Source organism: Brevundimonas sp. (genome assembly GCF_036659295.1).
GTDB lineage: Bacteria > Pseudomonadota > Alphaproteobacteria > Caulobacterales > Caulobacteraceae > Brevundimonas.
In genome coordinates this window covers 24,030-39,502 of record NZ_JAVXCU010000018.1, presented here as the reverse complement: position 1 = coordinate 39,502, position 15,473 = coordinate 24,030, and the positions used below count along the sequence as shown (strand labels likewise).

The 15,473-nt window shown below is 59.6% G+C and carries 19 protein-coding genes and 1 pseudogene; 6 read left to right on the top strand and 14 right to left on the bottom strand.

Translation table 11 applies throughout. The features are described from left to right. The 3 genes and pseudogenes from RSB01_RS05435 to RSB01_RS05425 form a co-directional block, all read left to right on the top strand. Positions 1 to 653 (top strand): annotated as a pseudogene (locus tag RSB01_RS05435) (aminomethyl-transferring glycine dehydrogenase subunit GcvPB); the annotation flags it as partial. 199 nt (positions 654 to 852) lie between these two features. Beyond that, a complete protein-coding gene (locus RSB01_RS05430) occupies positions 853 to 1,299 on the top strand; it encodes a PGPGW domain-containing protein (protein WP_332625150.1) in 447 nt (148 codons plus the stop codon). A 162-nt stretch (positions 1,300 to 1,461) separates the two neighbouring features. Continuing rightward, positions 1,462 to 1,932, top strand: coding sequence for a DUF6789 family protein (locus RSB01_RS05425; protein WP_332619483.1), 471 nt, complete (start codon positions 1,462 to 1,464; stop codon positions 1,930 to 1,932). Positions 1,933 to 2,040: 108 nt separating this feature from the next. Here the strand turns inward: RSB01_RS05425 and RSB01_RS05420 are convergent, their stop codons facing one another. From RSB01_RS05420 to RSB01_RS05375, 10 genes are all read right to left on the bottom strand, one after another. Next, entirely contained in the window at positions 2,041 to 2,556 is a 516-nt protein-coding gene (locus tag RSB01_RS05420; protein WP_332591402.1) for a F0F1 ATP synthase subunit B, read from the bottom strand. A gap of 1 nt (position 2,557) precedes the next feature. Then, positions 2,558 to 3,121 carry a hypothetical protein gene (locus RSB01_RS05415; RefSeq protein ID WP_332591403.1) on the bottom strand — a complete coding sequence of 188 codons (564 nt, stop codon included), beginning with the start codon at positions 3,119 to 3,121 and terminating at the stop codon, positions 2,558 to 2,560. Positions 3,122 to 3,206: 85 nt separating this feature from the next. Continuing rightward, positions 3,207 to 3,431 carry a F0F1 ATP synthase subunit C gene (locus tag RSB01_RS05410; protein ID WP_332591404.1) on the bottom strand — a complete coding sequence of 75 codons (225 nt, stop codon included), beginning with the start codon at positions 3,429 to 3,431 and terminating at the stop codon, positions 3,207 to 3,209. 62 nt (positions 3,432 to 3,493) lie between these two features. Beyond that, positions 3,494 to 4,282, bottom strand: coding sequence for a F0F1 ATP synthase subunit A (locus RSB01_RS05405; protein ID WP_332591405.1), 789 nt, complete (start codon positions 4,280 to 4,282; stop codon positions 3,494 to 3,496). A 5-nt stretch (positions 4,283 to 4,287) separates the two neighbouring features. Then, the gene (locus tag RSB01_RS05400; protein WP_332625147.1) at positions 4,288 to 4,656 is read right to left on the bottom strand and encodes an AtpZ/AtpI family protein; all 369 of its coding nucleotides are present in this window, start codon (positions 4,654 to 4,656) and stop codon (positions 4,288 to 4,290) included. Positions 4,657 to 4,813: 157 nt separating this feature from the next. Then, complete coding sequence (gene scpB, locus RSB01_RS05395) at positions 4,814 to 5,488, bottom strand: SMC-Scp complex subunit ScpB (RefSeq protein ID WP_332591407.1); 675 nt, start codon at positions 5,486 to 5,488, stop codon at positions 4,814 to 4,816. Further along, the gene (locus RSB01_RS05390; protein WP_332591408.1) at positions 5,485 to 6,309 is read right to left on the bottom strand and encodes a ScpA family protein; all 825 of its coding nucleotides are present in this window, start codon (positions 6,307 to 6,309) and stop codon (positions 5,485 to 5,487) included. Before RSB01_RS05390 ends, scpB begins: the two co-directional genes overlap by 4 nt. Positions 6,310 to 6,331: 22 nt before the next feature. Further along, positions 6,332 to 7,396, bottom strand: coding sequence for a beta-N-acetylhexosaminidase (gene nagZ / locus RSB01_RS05385; RefSeq protein ID WP_332591409.1), 1,065 nt, complete (start codon positions 7,394 to 7,396; stop codon positions 6,332 to 6,334). Positions 7,397 to 7,411: 15 nt separating this feature from the next. Further along, complete coding sequence (locus tag RSB01_RS05380) at positions 7,412 to 8,245, bottom strand: SPOR domain-containing protein (protein ID WP_332591410.1); 834 nt, start codon at positions 8,243 to 8,245, stop codon at positions 7,412 to 7,414. 83 nt (positions 8,246 to 8,328) lie between these two features. Further along, positions 8,329 to 9,516, bottom strand: coding sequence for a deoxyguanosinetriphosphate triphosphohydrolase (locus tag RSB01_RS05375; protein ID WP_332625152.1), 1,188 nt, complete (start codon positions 9,514 to 9,516; stop codon positions 8,329 to 8,331). A 99-nt stretch (positions 9,517 to 9,615) separates the two neighbouring features. Here RSB01_RS05375 and erpA point away from each other — a divergent pair, with 99 nt between their 5' ends. Further along, positions 9,616 to 9,969: an iron-sulfur cluster insertion protein ErpA gene (gene erpA / locus RSB01_RS05370; protein WP_332620196.1), complete on the top strand. Its 354-nt coding sequence runs from the start codon at positions 9,616 to 9,618 to the stop codon at positions 9,967 to 9,969. On the opposite strand, the gene RSB01_RS05365 is transcribed toward erpA, so the two are convergent. Continuing rightward, positions 9,966 to 10,208 (bottom strand): hypothetical protein, encoded by a 243-nt coding sequence (locus tag RSB01_RS05365; RefSeq protein WP_332625146.1) that lies wholly within the window; start codon positions 10,206 to 10,208, stop codon positions 9,966 to 9,968. The genes erpA and RSB01_RS05365 overlap by 4 nt on opposite strands. Before the next feature lie 132 nt (positions 10,209 to 10,340). Between RSB01_RS05365 and RSB01_RS05360 the strand changes: the two genes are divergently transcribed. After that, positions 10,341 to 10,769, top strand: coding sequence for an NINE protein (locus tag RSB01_RS05360; protein ID WP_332620037.1), 429 nt, complete (start codon positions 10,341 to 10,343; stop codon positions 10,767 to 10,769). 54 nt (positions 10,770 to 10,823) lie between these two features. On the opposite strand, the gene RSB01_RS05355 is transcribed toward RSB01_RS05360, so the two are convergent. From RSB01_RS05355 to RSB01_RS05345, 3 genes are all read right to left on the bottom strand, one after another. Continuing rightward, positions 10,824 to 11,000: a DUF1328 family protein gene (locus RSB01_RS05355; RefSeq protein ID WP_167176351.1), complete on the bottom strand. Its 177-nt coding sequence runs from the start codon at positions 10,998 to 11,000 to the stop codon at positions 10,824 to 10,826. Between the two features lie 65 nt (positions 11,001 to 11,065). Next, the gene (locus tag RSB01_RS05350) at positions 11,066 to 11,824 is read right to left on the bottom strand and encodes a 3-oxoacyl-ACP reductase (RefSeq protein WP_332625144.1); all 759 of its coding nucleotides are present in this window, start codon (positions 11,822 to 11,824) and stop codon (positions 11,066 to 11,068) included. 536 nt (positions 11,825 to 12,360) lie between these two features. Continuing rightward, positions 12,361 to 12,807 carry a MucR family transcriptional regulator gene (locus RSB01_RS05345; RefSeq protein WP_332620042.1) on the bottom strand — a complete coding sequence of 149 codons (447 nt, stop codon included), beginning with the start codon at positions 12,805 to 12,807 and terminating at the stop codon, positions 12,361 to 12,363. Between the two features lie 203 nt (positions 12,808 to 13,010). Between RSB01_RS05345 and RSB01_RS05340 the strand changes: the two genes are divergently transcribed. Continuing rightward, a complete protein-coding gene (locus RSB01_RS05340) occupies positions 13,011 to 15,335 on the top strand; it encodes a DNA-directed RNA polymerase (protein WP_332625143.1) in 2,325 nt (774 codons plus the stop codon). Positions 15,336 to 15,473 lie beyond the last annotated feature (138 nt).

Sequence of the window (15,473 nt, the reverse complement as noted above, 5' to 3'; positions counted from 1 at the left end):
GTCCGGGCGCAGGTCCGGTGGTGCTGTCCGAAGCTCTGGCTCCGTTCGCACCCGCCCCTTGGGTCGTGAACACCGGTGACGGCTACAAACTGGTCGAGCGTGAAGAGGACGAGGCCGAACAGGCCTTTGGCCGTCTGTGCGCCTTCCAGGGGCAGATGGGCATGTATGTGCGCGCCCTGTCCTACATGATGTCCCACGGCTCTGACGGTCTGCGTCAGGTGGCCGAGGATGCCGTGCTGAACGCCAACTACATCAAGGCCCGCCTCGAGGACCTGATGAGCCCCGCCTTCCCGGACGGCCCGTGCATGCACGAAGCCCTGTTCGACGACGAATGGCTCAAGGGTACGGACATCACCACGCTCGATTTCGCCAAGGCGATGATCGACGAGGGCTTCCACCCGATGACCATGTACTTCCCGCTGGTGGTGCATGGCGCGATGCTGATCGAGCCGACCGAAACGGAATCCAAGGCCGAGTTGGACCGCTTCATCCACGCCATGCGTCTGCTGGCGCAAGCGGCCAAGGACGGTGACGTCGAACGCTTCAAGGGTGCACCGTTCCACGCGCCGTTGCGTCGTCTGGACGAGACCAAGGCCGCCCGCTCGCCCAAGCTGCGCTGGGTCAAGCCTGAAGGCTCCAATCAGGCGGCCTAACGCCTGTTTGAACCCTGATGCTTAAGCGAACGCCGTGTCTTTAGGGACACGGCGTTTTCTTTTGTGGGTCCATGACACCTTGTTCACCTAGCAGTCATCGTTCGGCCACCAATCTAGGATGGTATCGCCACTCGATACAGTTCTCCCCGATTTTGCCTTTAGACGTTTCCCGATCCCTCCCGAAAAGACTGCTGCGCCCGTGTCTCTGGTTCTGACCTCCCTGCCGCAACCTTCGCGCCGTCCGGCGTCGAAGAACCGCATGCGCCGTTTGGCCATGATGACGCTGGGTGTGTTCATTATCCTGATCGGGATCATCATCTCGCCCCTGCCGGGTCCGGGCGGTATTCCGGTCATCACGCTGGGTCTGATCCTGGTGCTGCGCCATTCGTATTGGGCCAAGCGCCAGTTCATCAAGGCACAGAAGGCCAAGCCGAAATGGGTTTACCCGTTCCGTCGCCTGATGCGTAAAAACCCCGAGATCGCGCCTGTGTTCTGGCAACAGGCCCTGCGCGTCGAGAAACTGGTGGTACGCTCAAAGCGTCACCGCGCCCTGCCGCGTATGCGCCGCCGTATCCGCTGCATGTATCGTCGCGCCATGCGTAACCGCACGCGTGGCCTGCGCAGCAGCCGTAAACGCCACTTCTAAGACCGGCCAACAGCCCCTTCCCTGCCCCGCAGATTGCCTTGCCGCGCCTTATGGCCAAGGCTCGCACGCTAAAGTGAACAGTGTTTTTCGACATTCGCTCGAAAAAGGCATACTCTGGTTTTGCGTAGTCTCGGTGTGTTGGCGTTGGGAGGCGCTATACTAATGATGTCACGCGTAAAAAACGGCATGATTGCCGGTGTGGCTGCAACTGCAGTTGTCTCGGTCCTTGAGGCCGTGAATATGTTCGCACTCAAGATGTTCCCCGCTTTTCCGCTGATCGTCGCCAAGATGTTCGGCATGCCCGGCAATGTCGCGGCGGGATGGGCGCTACACATCCTGATGGGTATCGTGATCCTGGGGACGGCCTTTGGCCTGATCTATGACCGCCTGCCCACCAAGGTGCCTATGGCCAAGGGGATCACCTTTGCCGTCGGTGCATGGGTGGTTCTGATGATCTATGTCATCATGATTGTCCCCGGCCAGAGGATCCTGCCATCCGGCGGTTTCGATATCATCGCCTGGATGCTGGCTACCCACGCTGTCTATGGCGCTGTGCTGGGTGCGACCTTCAATCGCCTGCTTCAACGTGACAAACATCACGTCCATCCGGTCGGTGCAGCCCCCGCCCACTAGGCGTGGCGCGGCATAGTCCGTAATGATTACGACTACGAAAAAAGGCCCCGCAAAATGCGGGGCCTTTTGACGTTCAGACCTTGCGGTCTAAATCCTAGTTCAACTTACTTAGTTCAGCTTTCCGGCCAGTTGGCTGATCGCAGCGTCCAGCGCCGGATCGGTCTTGGCACCGGCGATGCGCGCCGACAGGATTTCCTGAGCCGCCTTGGCAGCAAGGTCAGCAGCCGCCGACTTCACTTCGCGGGTGGCTTCGGCTTCGGCCTGAGCGATACGGCGCTCGGCCAGAGCTTCGCGGCGAGCGGTCGATTCCTCGATACGGACCTTGGCTTCGGCTTCGAGGCGCTTGGCCTCGGCTTCGGCGGTGGCCAGCAGTTCGGCAGCTTGGGCTTCGGCCTCGGCCTTTTCCTTGCGGATCTGGGCCAGCATGGCTTCGGCTTCGGTGCGCAGACGGGCGGCTTCGTCGAGGTCGGACTGGATCTTGGCAGCCTTGGCATCAAGACCGGCAGCAACCAGCTTCGGAACGCCAGCCATCACAACGATGGCGAAGAAGATCACAAGGCCAATGGCAACCCAGAATTCAGGGTTGGAGATGTCCCAGAAATGGCCAGTCAGAAAGGCGGGCATATCAGGCAGCTCCCTTGATGGTCGCGTTCAGCTCGGCAGCGGTCGGAGCCTTGCCGGTCAGACGTTCGACCATAGCGCTGGTCGCGTCCGTAGCGATGGTGGTGACGTTACCCATGGCAGCATCGCGGGTCGCAGCAATCTTGGCTTCGGCCTCGGCGATGCGGGCACCGACGACAGCTTCGTCGGCAGCCAGACGGGCGTTGAATTCTTCGGTGACGCGAGCCTTCGCAGCAGTTGCGGTGGCGCGGGCGTCGGCGCGGGCCTTGTCGACCTCGGCGCGAGCAGCTTCAGCCTGGGCTTCAGCTTCGATTTGAACCGAACGGGCGGTGGCAATAGCACCGTCGATGGTTGCGGTACGTTCGTCGATGACGCGGCGCATACGCGGCGCGAACACCTTGGCAATCAGCACATAGGTGATGGCGAACAGGATCAGCAGATAGCCGATCTGGCCAACCCAGTGTTGCAATTCGAACTGGGGCAGGCCGCCCGAGGCGTGCTCGGTGGAGGCATGGGTCTCGGCGGCTACGTCGCCGATCGGTGCTTCGAGTGTGGGTTCTGCGGCCATGGTCCGTCTGTCTATAGATCAGGACAACGGCGCGTAGGGCGAACCTACGCGCCGTCGATACTGTGTGGTCTTCGTAAGGCTAGATTTAGCCGAAGATCATCAGGACGCCCAGCACGAAGGCCAGGATGCCCAGGGCTTCTGCCAGAGCAGCGCCAACGAACAGGTTGCCGACTTGCGAGGCAGCAGCAGCCGGGTTGCGCAGAGCGCCAGCCAGGAAGTTACCGAAGATGTTACCAACGGCCAGGGCCGAACCGATCATGCCGAGGGTGGCCAGACCAGCGCCGATGTACTTTGCGGCTTCAGCTTCCATAATGATGTTCCTAAATCGAGAGAGCGTTAGAAGGTAGGGTTTAAGCGAACTGGTTTCAGGCCTTAGTGGCCGTCACCCAGGTTGACCACATCATTGAGGTAGATGCAGGTCAGAACAGTGAAAACGAAGGCCTGAAGGAAGGCCACCAGAAACTCTAGTGCGGTCATCGCAACCGTCATACCCAGCGACAGGGCTGCAACGCCGAAGAAGGCGTAGGCAATACCGCCGGTGGCGATAGCCACGGCACCCAGTTGTACAACAAACTGAGCAAAGATCTTCAGGGCGACGTGGCCGCCCAGCATGTTACCGAACAGACGAAGCGCCAGAGTGGCCGGACGCAGCAGGAACGAAACAAACTCGATCAGGCCGACGACCGGACGCAGCAGCAGCGGCGCGCCCACAGGCCAGAACAGCTTGAAGAAGCCCAGACCGTTCTTGACGAAGCCGACAACGACAACGGTCAGGAAGGAGATCAGGCCCAGCGTCATGGTGACAGCCAGTTGCGAGGTCGCCGTGAAGGTCAGGAACATGCCCAGCAGGTTCATCGACAGAACCAGCATGAACATGGTGAAGGCGAACGGGAAGTATTTCTTGCCCTCGTGACCGATGATCGACGAGGTCAGACCGTCAACCATGCCGAACATGGTTTCGCCCGCAGCCTGCATACGGCCCGGAACGACGGAATTCTTGCTGGTAGCCAGCGTCAGGAAGCCCACCACGGCAGCAAACGCAAGTGTCATAGCGACGTGCGAATTGGTGATGGCGATCACTTGCTCGCCCAAAACGGGAACATTGACCGTGCCGAACTCTACGAGCGGCTTGACCTCAAATTGTTCAATCGGACCGGCCATGGAGCCTATCGTTCCTCGTCTTCGTTTAGCTCGACAACCGGCTCGCCCGCAGGGACTTCACCGAGTGCCTTGGCCTCTGCCATCAGCCGGTTGGCTGTACGACGGGCCATAAAAATGGACAGAGCGAAGCCCAAAAGGACACCGCCCACTATGCCTGCAGGACGGGTATCGAACATCCAGTCGATACCTGCCCCGATACCCAGACCTATAAATACGCCGCCGATCAGTTCGGCAACGATGCGCCAAGCCTGACTGACGACCTTCTGAGCCTCGGCCGACGCGACAACTTCGGTGCGCGTACGTGCCTCAAGTGCAGAAGCGCTTTTGGTGAGGCGTGCGATCGCCTCTTCGCGCGATTCCGTAGGTGAGGACATGGCCAATTCGCTCAGAGCCAAACAAGTTCGGCAGGGGTCTGAATTTCGCGCGGAACCTACAGATGCAGGGGCTTCAGGTCAAGGCGAACAAGTCGCGACTTAAGTGCATGATTTTCAGCGGTTTCTTATTGGGTGCAACGTTCCGCCGCCCTTTCGCCTACGACTCGCTGTCTTCGCTGACGAAATCCTGGGCAAATTCGGGCGCCTCCGGATCGATACCGGACAGCAAATCTTCGCCGTCTTCATCGGACAGGCGCGACGGATCGGGCACTTCGAATCCGACCGGCATGGACAGGTCCAGCAGGCCCGCCGCCTTCATTTCCTGCACACCCGGCAGATCATAAAGACCGGCAAGGCCGAAATGTTCGAGGAATCGGTCGGTCGTACCATAGGTGACAGGTCGCCCGGGGGTGCGTCGACGCCCACGCAGACGCACAAACCCCATCTCCAGCAGTACATCCAGCGTGCCTTTGGACAAGGAAACGCCGCGCACGCTCTCGACCTCGGCACGGGTGCAGGGCTGGTGATAGGCGATGATGGCAAGCGTTTCCAACGCTGCCTTGGACAGGCGGCGCGGCTCCTCGCGCTCTTCGGTCATCAGGAAGCCAAGGTCCTCGGCGGTGCGGAAACGATAGCGGCCCGCCACACTGTCCAACTCCACGCCGCGACCGGCATAGCGTTGCTGAAGCGCGGTCAGGGCGCCCGACACATCGGCCCCTTCGGGCAGGCGTCGTGCCAGCTCCTCGCGCGACAGCGGCGCAGCTGCGGCAAAAAGTAACGCCTCGATGCGACGTTCTATTTCTTCATGGTCAGGCGTAAAGTCGAGGCTCACGGCAGCAGTTCCAAAGGCTCACCGGGTCCACGGCGCTTCAACCAGATTTCGTCAAACGGCTTTTCTTGCCGGATGTCCATGCCGCCTTCTTTCACCAGTTCCAGCGAGGCCGACAGGGTCGAGGCTGTATAGCTGGCCTGTGTCGGGCCTTCATGGTCATCGGGGCGTTGCGGGGCCACCCGTTCCAGCGGGGTCCATTCGGCAAGGCGCGGCATGATCTCGCGCAGCCAGTCGCGGGCGGCTTCCAGCTGGAAGGCTTCGACGCGCTGGCCCGGATTATAGTTGCGGCGTTCCTGCTTCACGCGCTGATGCACATAGGCACCCATCAGTTCGTACAGACTGGCATCCACCTGATCGGACGGGATGATGACCGTCTGTTCGGGATCGCCGCGCATAAAGACATCGCGGCCCAGTTGCGGGCGCTTGGTCAGATGGCCAACAGCGGTGCGCATGGCTTCCAGCTTTTGCAGGCGAAAGGCCAGTGCCGCGGCCATCTGCTCGGCGGGCAGTTCTTCGCCCTTGTCCTTCTCGTTGCGCGGGATCAGCAGGCGCGATTTCAGATAGGCCAGCCACGAGGCCATCACCAGATAGTCGGCGGCCAGCGAGAAGTTGCGGCGACGCGCTTCGTGAACGAACAGCAGATACTGCTCGGCCAAGCGGGTGATGGACAGTTTTAGAAGGTCGACCTTTTGCCCGCGCGCCAGTTCCAACAGGACGTGCAGCGGGCCTTCATAGCCTTCGAGATCGACCACAAAGGTTTCCTTCGCCTCGGCCTGATGGACCGCGGTGAAGTCGAGATTGGGCTGGAAGGCGTCGGTCATTTCCCCCTGCCCTTTCTCTTAATTATGCCAGGATCGGCGCTTGGGCTTCACCGACATCGGGGCCGCGCGCGGCCTCGAAGCGTCCATCCATCGCCGCAAAGAAGCGGGCGCGTTCGGCGTCCACATCCAGCGGTTCGGGCAGTCGCACGATACGGGCAAGGGCGGCGTCGGCCCGGACCTTGGCATCGCCTTTCAGAGACGGCGTGACCTTCCTGATCGCGGCCATTTCGTCCAGCTTGCCATTACAATGCAGCAGCATGTCACAGCCCGCCGCAATGGAACGCTGTGCCCGCTGGGCCAGAGTGCCTTGCAGGGCATTCATCGACAGGTCGTCACACATAATCAGACCGCCAAAGCCCAGATGATCACGCATCAGGCGGATACCGGCCTTTGAGGTGGTGGCAGGTTCCTTGTCGTCCACAGCCGTAAAGACGACGTGGGCGGTCATGGCCATCGGCATGTCCGAGTTGGCGCGGAAGGGCACAAAGTCCCATGCGTCCAGCTCGGCCAGCGGCGTTTCCACCACCGGCAGGTCATGGTGGCTGTCCGAAAAGGCGCGGCCATGGCCCGGAATATGTTTGATGATCGGCAGGACACCGCCCGCCAGCATACCCTCGGCAGCGGCACGGCCCAGACGGGCGACGGTTTGCGGATCACGGGCATAGGCGCGGTCGCCGATAATGTCGTGGGCATCCGGCACCGGCACATCCAGCACCGGCACACAGTCCACATTGATCCCCAGTTCATGAAGATCATGCGCCATCAGACGCGCACCGAGGCGCACCAGTTCGCGCGCCTTGGCGACATCGCCGTTTGCAGCCTGAAGATAGGCGGCACCTGGCGGGTATTTGGGCCAGAAGGGCGGGCCGAGGCGCTGTACCCGTCCGCCTTCCTGATCGATCAGGACCGGCGCGTCATCACGGCCGACTGAAGCGCGCAGTTCCTGAACCAGAGCCTTTACCTGATCGGGGCTTTCGACATTACGTCGGAAAAGAATAAAGCCCCACGGATTGGCCTCGGCGAAGAAGGATTTCTCCTCCGCCGAAAGCCGATAACCCGCACAGCCGAAGATGACGGCAGAAACCACGGTCCAGATCCTGTCTTAGCGAACGAGGCAGTCGCCGCCCGACGACTTGATCGCCGCGCAGAAGGCATTGGCCCGTTCACGGCTCAGGCCGTTGAAGGTGGTGCGGTAAACCGTGTTGCCGTTCGGCAGGGTCACAGCCTCGACGCCCTTGGTTGCACCCGACGCATACTGGCCGTGACGACCGGCGACGGTGGCATATTGCTGGTCAGCAATGGCACGCGAGGAGAAGGCGCCGATCTGGACGCGCGACGAGCCGGAGGCTGCGGCGGGTGCCGGAGCCGCAGGCGCTGCAGCCTTGGGTGCCGCCGGTGCGGTCATGACCGGAGCCGTCTTAACCGGAGCCGGAGCGGTGGTCACAGGTGCGGCCTTAGGCGCAGGCGGCGGGGTTGCCGAAACCGGTGCCGGTGCTTCCAGCGACGGGGCCGGACGCGGCAGAACTTCTTCGGGGCCAGGGGTCAGGGTCGGGGTGACACCTTCGGGAGCGGCCGTATCGCGATAGACGCGGATACCTTCTTCGGGATCAACCGGCTGGGCGTCCAGCGGCGATTCCACCTTCATGGTTTCAACCGGCGTGCCCACGGCAGGCGGGGCATCGGTCGAGGAACGCAGGCCCGAGCGGTAGAACAGCGCCACCGCCACCACCAGCAGCAACAGCACAACCGCGCTGATAATCAGGGTCAGCGGCGGCGATTTGGATTGCGGCGCACGGCGCGGGTCATAGCCGCTGCGGTTGAACGGCAGGTCGTCATCGCCGGTCGGCGGCGTATAGGCACCGCGATCACGGCCCTGATCGCGACCATTCTGCTGGCCGTTTTGGGGATAGCCCCGGTTGTCGTCGTCATAGGACATGGTCGCGCCTTTAGCTCGGGTACAACCCCGCGAATCGGTACGGGGCCACAGTCATTTTATCGTCCCGCCCCGCCTCTTTCGAATCATAGATCGAGGGCGAGGTCGAGACTGAACAGCTTTCTGTGCACTTCGATGGCATATCTGTCGGTCATACCGGCGATATAATCGCAAACGGCGCGGGCGCGGGCGGTACGATCGGGGGTCATCGCCGCCTTTTGCCACTCGGGCGGCAGAACCTCCGGCTCGGCCATGGCCAGATTGAACAGCTGCGCCAGAACACGCCTTGCCTGACTGCGGGTGCGGTTGACGCGGTAGTGGCGATACATGCGCTCGAACAGGAAGCGGCGCAGGACCGACAGCTCCTGCATCATACCGGCGGAAAACTGGACCAGGGTCTCGGGGGCGAGACGCACATCCTCGGGGGTTTCGATGCGGTGCGATTTCAGACGGTGTTCGGTCTCGGCCAGAACATCATCGACCATGACCCCGATCATGCGGCGCACGGCCTCGAGGCGCAGCATACGGTCATCCACATGCGGCCAGTCTGCACGCGCCGCCGCAATGGCCGGACCGATCAGCGGAATGTCCATCAGGTCGTTCAGCGTGAACAAACCCGCCTGAACCCCGTCATCCACGTCATGGTTGTTATAGGCAATGTCATCGGCAATGGCCGCGCACTGGGCTTCCAGCGAGGCAAAGGTACCAAGGCGCAGGTCCCAGTTCATGGCCCCGCCAGTGTGGTATTCGGCGACCTTGGCCCATGCCGGTTCATCAAGGTGATGCAGGACGGGGCCGTTATGCTTGACCACGCCCTCGACCGTTTCCCACGACAGGTTCAGACCCGCAAACGCCGGATAGCGCAGCTCAAGCTCGGTCACGACGCGGAAGCTTTGGACGTTGTGGTCAAAGCCGCCATAGTCGGCCATCAGCTCGGACAACTCGTCCTCGCCCGCATGCGAAAAAGGCGGGTGGCCAAGGTCGTGGGCCAGAGCAATCGTCTCGGCCAGATCGTCATCAAGACGAAGCGCATGGGCCAGCGATCGCGCAATCTGGGCGACTTCCAGCGAATGGGTCAGGCGCGTGCGATAGGTATCGCCTTCATGCGCCACAAAGACCTGCGTCTTTTCTTTCAGACGGCGAAAGGCGGTGGCGTGGATAATGCGGTCACGGTCACGCGCAAAGGGGGTACGGGTACGGCTGGGCGGCTCGGGGATCCGGCGGCCAAGGCTGTTTTCGTGTTTTTCGGCGTAAGAAGCGCGTTCGTTCTGGATCACGACATCATCTTTGAAGACTACAGGCCTATCTTAATGGCCCAAGGCACCACATATAGAAGCCTGTAAGACCCGTCCAATCCACAGAATAATCCACAAGTGACCTTTTCGATCTCTGCCCGCACCCCCGAAGGTATCACCCTGTCGCCAAGCGCGGCCCGTCGTCTGGCGGCCCTGTCGCAGGCCGAGGGCAAGGCGCTGATGCTGCGCGTCGCCGTCGAGGGCGGTGGCTGTTCGGGGTTCCAGTATCTGATGGATCTGGTCGAAAGCGCCGAAGCAGACGATCTGAAGATCGAGCTGGAAGGTCAGACCGCACTGGTGGACGCGGTATCGGTGCCGTTCCTGAAGGACTCGGTCATCGACTTTGTCGACGAACTGGCCGGTGCGCAGTTCGTCATCAAGAACCCCAATGCCTCGTCCAGCTGTGGCTGCGGCGTCAGCTTCTCGATCTAGAGCTGGTCGGGCGTCGCATCTCTAGCGGCTTTCTGTTTGGCCTTGCTGTCGCGGTAATACATGAACAGGCCCACAAACAGGCCCGCTACGCCAACCACCACCGCGAAACCGGCCTTTAGCATAAAGGTCAGGTTCTCGACGCGCTTGGTATAATCCCAGTCCCCGAAAAGCTGGCGAATGAAATAGACCACTGCCACCGCCAGACCGATGGCGACGATCTGGATAATCAGTCTTTTCATCCACGCCCTCCCGAGCATTCCTGTGGCTACGTCTTTAGCGTTCTAAAACCGTGCCGCAAACATAATGCTAAGCTTTAGGTGAGAGTGATATTCCCTGCACAACCAATGGGTTTCAAGGGGACGGCATCACCGATGTCCAATCTAAGTCATGACACGCAAGCCATGATGGCTTTCCAGAACAACAAGAAGTCTACAGGGCTGGCCTATGTGCTGTGGTTCTTCCTGGGCAGTGTGGGCGCGCACCGTTTCTATCTGGGCCGCACCGGCTCTGCCGTCGGGATGCTGGTTCTGTTCATTGTGGGATGGATGACGGTCTGGGCCTTGGGTCTGGGCCTGTTGTTCCTGATCCCGCTGGGTGTCTGGCTGCTGGTGGATATTTTCCTGATCCCGGGCATGGCCGCCCAGCAGAACAACCAGCTCATCAACCAGTTGTCGGCAAACTCTGCGCCCAAAATGTCGGCGGTGGACGAACTGGCCCGCTACGCGGCCCTTCGCGACAGCGGTGCCATCTCGTCGGACGAATACGAATCCCAGAAACGCCGCATCATGGGCGTGCTGTAGTCCGCCTGTGAGCGAATAGAAAAAGCCCCGACCATTCGGTCGGGGCTTTTTTATTTAATCGACGATCTTCTTGGCCACGGTAAAGCCGAGGACCAGAAAAATCAGGAAGACGATCAGCGCCAGAATGGCCAGAAACTTGGCAATGCCTGCGGCCGCTCCGGCAATCCCGCCAAAGCCCAATATGCCTGCCACAATGGCGATTACCGCGAATATCAAAGCCCATTTGATCATCTGACTGTCTCCTGTTGCTGTTACAGAAGAACGAAGCCGCGCACAGGCCGTTCCCGAAAACCCGATCAGTCGCGCACCAGACCGCCATCAACGACGAGGTTCTGGCCGGTGACGGCGCGGCTCCACGGCGAGGCGAAGAACAGGATGGCGTCGGCGAACTCTTGCGGGGTCGTCACGCTGCGAAGCGGAGTCATGCCCGCGATCAGGTCGAATACGGCATCGGGGGTGGCGGCACTGGCATCGGTCGTGCGCAGCAGACCGCCGGACACCATGTTCACCGTAATGCCCAGCGGGCCAAGGTCGCCTGCGGCTGTGCGGGTCAGGCTCATCAAGGCCGCCTTGGCCGCCGTATAGTCGTGGTACGGCACGACAGGGTTTTGCACGAGGTTGGTGCCGATATTGATGACACGGCCAAAGCCCTGCGCCTTCATGGCGGGGGTCGCGGCTTGGATGACGTTCAGCGCGCCCTTGATGACGGTATCGAACTGGCTGGCGAACTCGTCCCAGCCGATGGTCTCCATCTGGGAGCGGGCATCGCCGTTAAAGCTGTAGTCCAGCGCGTTGTTGACCACCGTGGTGACGGGCGCACCAAAATGGCTGTTCGCCGCTGAAAGCATGGCCTCGACGCTGGCGCGATCGGTCACATCTGCCTGAAGGGCAATGACGCGGTTACCCAGTTCCTCTGCCAGAGACTGTGCCGCATCGGCGCTGTTGCGCCAGTTGATGACCACGCGGGCGCCTTCGTTGGCAAAGGCGCGGACGGTTGCCGCACCCACCCCACGCGCACCGCCGGTGACGAGAACAATCTGATCTGAAATCTGCATGGGCGTTTCCTCACAACCTATGAGGTCCGCATAGGACGTTGGGTCGGTAATCGCCAGCCTTCGCCGTCATCCTCCGGCGCTCTTACGAGCGCCGGAGGATGACGAAGCGAGATGACCGATTACCGATATTTCACTTTACTTAGGATATTTCCTAATTAGGGTATTGGCTTATGAACAACCTGTTCAAAGCCCTGTCCAAGGCTTTTAGTTTTTAGCAACTCATTATGCTATTGATTTCATTTACCAATCCACAAATCGACTTGGATTGTGGGCTTGCCAGTCCCACACATGCGGCATTTGAAATGGCGGAAGATCGCATCTAGCGCGTGGTCGCCATAGCCCATTTGAACCAACTCGAGCGGACTGACGATGGCCTCATGTGTGCAGCGGTTTGCACAGCAGATAACTTTGATCTTACCGCCTTGTCGGCCAAGTTCGCGAGGAGTCCGTGCGTAGTTCATTAGGCGTCATCGCACGAGAACAAAAGCAGAACAAGATAGGCAAAAGAAAAGGGACCGGAGCCCCTTTTCAAATCATCAGGCGGTCGGCTTTCTTGGCCGACCTACCGGCTTTGCAGATGCTGGCTTACGACCGCCCACACCGAGTCCCATTTGCTTGGCCAGATCGGAACGGGCCTTGGCATAGTTCGGCGCAACCATGGGATAGTCTTTGGCCAGACCCCACTTCTCGCGGTATTCTTCGGGGCTCATATTATATTTGGTACGCAGGTGGCGCTTCAGCGACTTGAACTTGCGACCGTCTTCCAGACAAATCAGGAAGTCCGGTGTGATCGACTTGCGCAGCGGAACAGCGGGTTCTTTTTGCTCGACCAATTCCTCGACCATCGGCTGATCGATTTGGCTAAGCGAGGCATGAACCGACTGGATGAGACCAGCCACTGCGTCAGCCGCGATATTATTATTACTGACGTAGGCCGACACGATGTCAGCGGTCATTCCTAGTACGTCTTGTTCTTCAGTCATGCAGCCCACCTTATTGATACTTGATTGCAAATCTACAGCTTAACCGCACAACTGCAACGCCTTAACACCCGTCATAACTTCTCGCCCATCCTGCTAAATACTGGATGGGACAAGAGACATTTCGACAGAGAGTTGAGCGCCAAATCGCGCTCGAAGAACAATCACGACAATTGGGAATCGAAAGGTATCGCGCAGACCGCGCAATGCCGTGGTCGGCACAGGCTTCAAGCCGCGACAGTGAAGCCGACTCTATCGCCGCTCGCGAGCTCATCAGGCTAACAATTGAGCCATGCGCCGATGCCATTCGAGAGTTCACAGACCGCGTTGGAAGTGGTGGCGGCGCAAGGATTCCCGAGGCCGCATATCTCTTAGAGATGGTGGATGCGGAAGAAGCCGCCCTCCTGACTGCCCGCGTGGTTTTGAACGCAACAGTCGAGCAGAAGAAGCTAACCGCGACAGCAATCGCAGTCGCAGATGCGATCATCGAACACATTCAAATGGCACGGCTTCGCAAGGTTCATGCGAGAGCGACCGATGCACTGATCGCCAGTCAGCGTGGCAATGTCCGCTCTTCTAAAAAACGCCGCGCTATCCAGAAAATATTCGCAGACGAATGCGTGGACCTCGTGATTGAGCTCGGCCTGAGAATCCGAACCGGCATGAAACTGATCGATATTCTTTGCGATCAAACCGGCCTGTTTGAAATCCATTCCAACGGTCGCAACGCCAAGTTCATTCGTCCAACCACCGAGGTAATCGACTGGCTCGAGCGCCAACACGCACGTTGCGAAATCCTAGCACCGCTGAACCTTCCAATGCTGGTCAGGCCGCGCCGTTGGACCACCGCCAATCGTGGTGGGTACGTCACGCGACAGGTGAACAATCGCCTGATCAAGCAGGCCAACCCATCGTACCACCGCGACCTCGATCATTACGATCTCTCGACGGTTATGGACGCTGTGAATGCGGTTCAAGATACCGCGTGGCGCATCAATCAGACCGTTTTGAACGTCGCGAGAGAGCTCTGGGACAGCAACGGTGAGCTTGGTGGACTCCCACACCGCGAACCCCTCCCACTTCCAGATCGTCCGCACGACTTCGACCACAACGAAATCGCTCGTTCACAATGGAAGAGAGAGGCAGCTTTTATCCATGACTCAAATGGCAAAAGCCTAAGCCGCCGTCTGGCGGTCTCTCAGCAGATTTGGATCGCTGAAAAGTTCGCCGCCGAGTCCGAAATCTACTTCCCGCATTCGGTTGATTTCAGAGGCCGAGTCTATCCCATCCCTGCATCTGGCCCCTCTCCACAAGGTGACGATCTCTCAAGAGCTCTACTCGAGTTCGCTCAAGGTCATCCCATCACCGATGCGGGCGCACGTTGGCTCGCGGTCCATCTCGCAAACCAATTTGGCGTCGATAAAATCTCATTTGAAGAGCGCGTCGAATGGGTCTTCCAGCATACCGACCTGATCATTGATAGCGCCTGTGATCCCTTGGACGGACAACGCTTCTGGGCGCAGGCCGACAAGCCATTCATGGCCTTGTCGGCATGTGTCGAATGGGCCGGATACATGAGGGATGGTCCCAATCACATAACCCATCTGCCGGTTGCCCTCGATGGTTCAAACTCAGGCCTTCAACACTTCTCTGCACTGCTTCTCGATCCAGTAGGCGCAGCAGCCGTCAATCTAGAACCGTCATCGAAACCTGCCGATGTCTATGAAGAAGTCGCCGCAGTGGTGCGTCGTCAGATCGCTTCGACCAATGACCCATTCGCATCAGTTTGGCAGGACAAGATCACCCGCAAGATCACCAAGCGTCCAGTGATGACCTACGTCTATTCGGCCACCCGATATGGCTTCCACGAAATGGTCAACGAGACCCTCAGAGAGCTCGATAGGTCCGGTCAGAAGTACCTCGGCGGTCAGGACAACTACGCCGCGTCGATCTGGATGGGCGGGCATATCTGGACCGCACTCTCAGATACCGTAGTCGCAGCGACCGATGCCATGCAATGGCTTCGACAGGTCGCCCGCATCACCACCCTCGCCGGTATCCCGTTGCGTTGGAACACACCGTGCGGCCTCCCGATTTTGCAGGATTACAAGTCTCGCAAAGCCGGTCTCGTGAGCGTCGTTCACGCTGGGCGCACGATCCGCCTACAGGTCCGCAGAGAGACCCGTTCGCTCGACAGTCGTCGTCAGCAAAACGCCATCTCGCCAAACTTCATCCACTCGATGGACGCATCGCATTTAATGAGCGTTGCGAACCGCGCTCATGACCGAAACATCAGATCGCTGGGCGTTGTCCATGACAGCTTCGCCACGCATGCCTCTCATATCTATGAGCTACGCAGCATCCTCAGAGAGACCTTCGCAGAGCTATATCGCGAAGATTGGCTCGCGGTTTTTGCTGACGAAATCCGCGCACAACTACCCACCGAATATGCCGACCTGATCCCCCCTCCACCCATGAGAGGATCGTTCGACATCACTAGGGTTCTCGAGTCGGAATACCTCTTCTCGTGATCGCCCGTACATCACCTATTGAATAAGGAAAATATGTATTATCCAGAACAACTTACACATGGAGCAGTCCGCAATCGCAGCGTTGTTAGTACGCTCCGAGAGCCCGCTTTCGCAGTCCTCGCCCGATTGGATGGCGTG

Coding starts and splice junctions, on each gene's coding strand:
- RSB01_RS05425 (WP_332619483.1), top strand. CDS start 1,462: ATGATGTCACGCGTAAAAAACGGCATGATTGCCGGTGTGGCTGCAACT.
- RSB01_RS05420 (WP_332591402.1), bottom strand. CDS start 2,556: ATGCCCGCCTTTCTGACTGGCCATTTCTGGGACATCTCCAACCCTGAA.
- RSB01_RS05415 (WP_332591403.1), bottom strand. CDS start 3,121: ATGGCCGCAGAACCCACACTCGAAGCACCGATCGGCGACGTAGCCGCC.
- RSB01_RS05410 (WP_332591404.1), bottom strand. CDS start 3,431: ATGGAAGCTGAAGCCGCAAAGTACATCGGCGCTGGTCTGGCCACCCTC.
- RSB01_RS05405 (WP_332591405.1), bottom strand. CDS start 4,282: ATGGCCGGTCCGATTGAACAATTTGAGGTCAAGCCGCTCGTAGAGTTC.
- RSB01_RS05400 (WP_332625147.1), bottom strand. CDS start 4,656: ATGTCCTCACCTACGGAATCGCGCGAAGAGGCGATCGCACGCCTCACC.
- RSB01_RS05390 (WP_332591408.1), bottom strand. CDS start 6,309: ATGACCGACGCCTTCCAGCCCAATCTCGACTTCACCGCGGTCCATCAG.
- RSB01_RS05380 (WP_332591410.1), bottom strand. CDS start 8,245: ATGTCCTATGACGACGACAACCGGGGCTATCCCCAAAACGGCCAGCAG.
- RSB01_RS05365 (WP_332625146.1), bottom strand. CDS start 10,208: ATGAAAAGACTGATTATCCAGATCGTCGCCATCGGTCTGGCGGTGGCA.
- RSB01_RS05360 (WP_332620037.1), top strand. CDS start 10,341: ATGTCCAATCTAAGTCATGACACGCAAGCCATGATGGCTTTCCAGAAC.
- RSB01_RS05355 (WP_167176351.1), bottom strand. CDS start 11,000: ATGATCAAATGGGCTTTGATATTCGCGGTAATCGCCATTGTGGCAGGC.
- RSB01_RS05350 (WP_332625144.1), bottom strand. CDS start 11,824: ATGCAGATTTCAGATCAGATTGTTCTCGTCACCGGCGGTGCGCGTGGG.
- RSB01_RS05345 (WP_332620042.1), bottom strand. CDS start 12,807: ATGACTGAAGAACAAGACGTACTAGGAATGACCGCTGACATCGTGTCG.
- RSB01_RS05340 (WP_332625143.1), top strand. CDS start 13,011: ATGCCGTGGTCGGCACAGGCTTCAAGCCGCGACAGTGAAGCCGACTCT.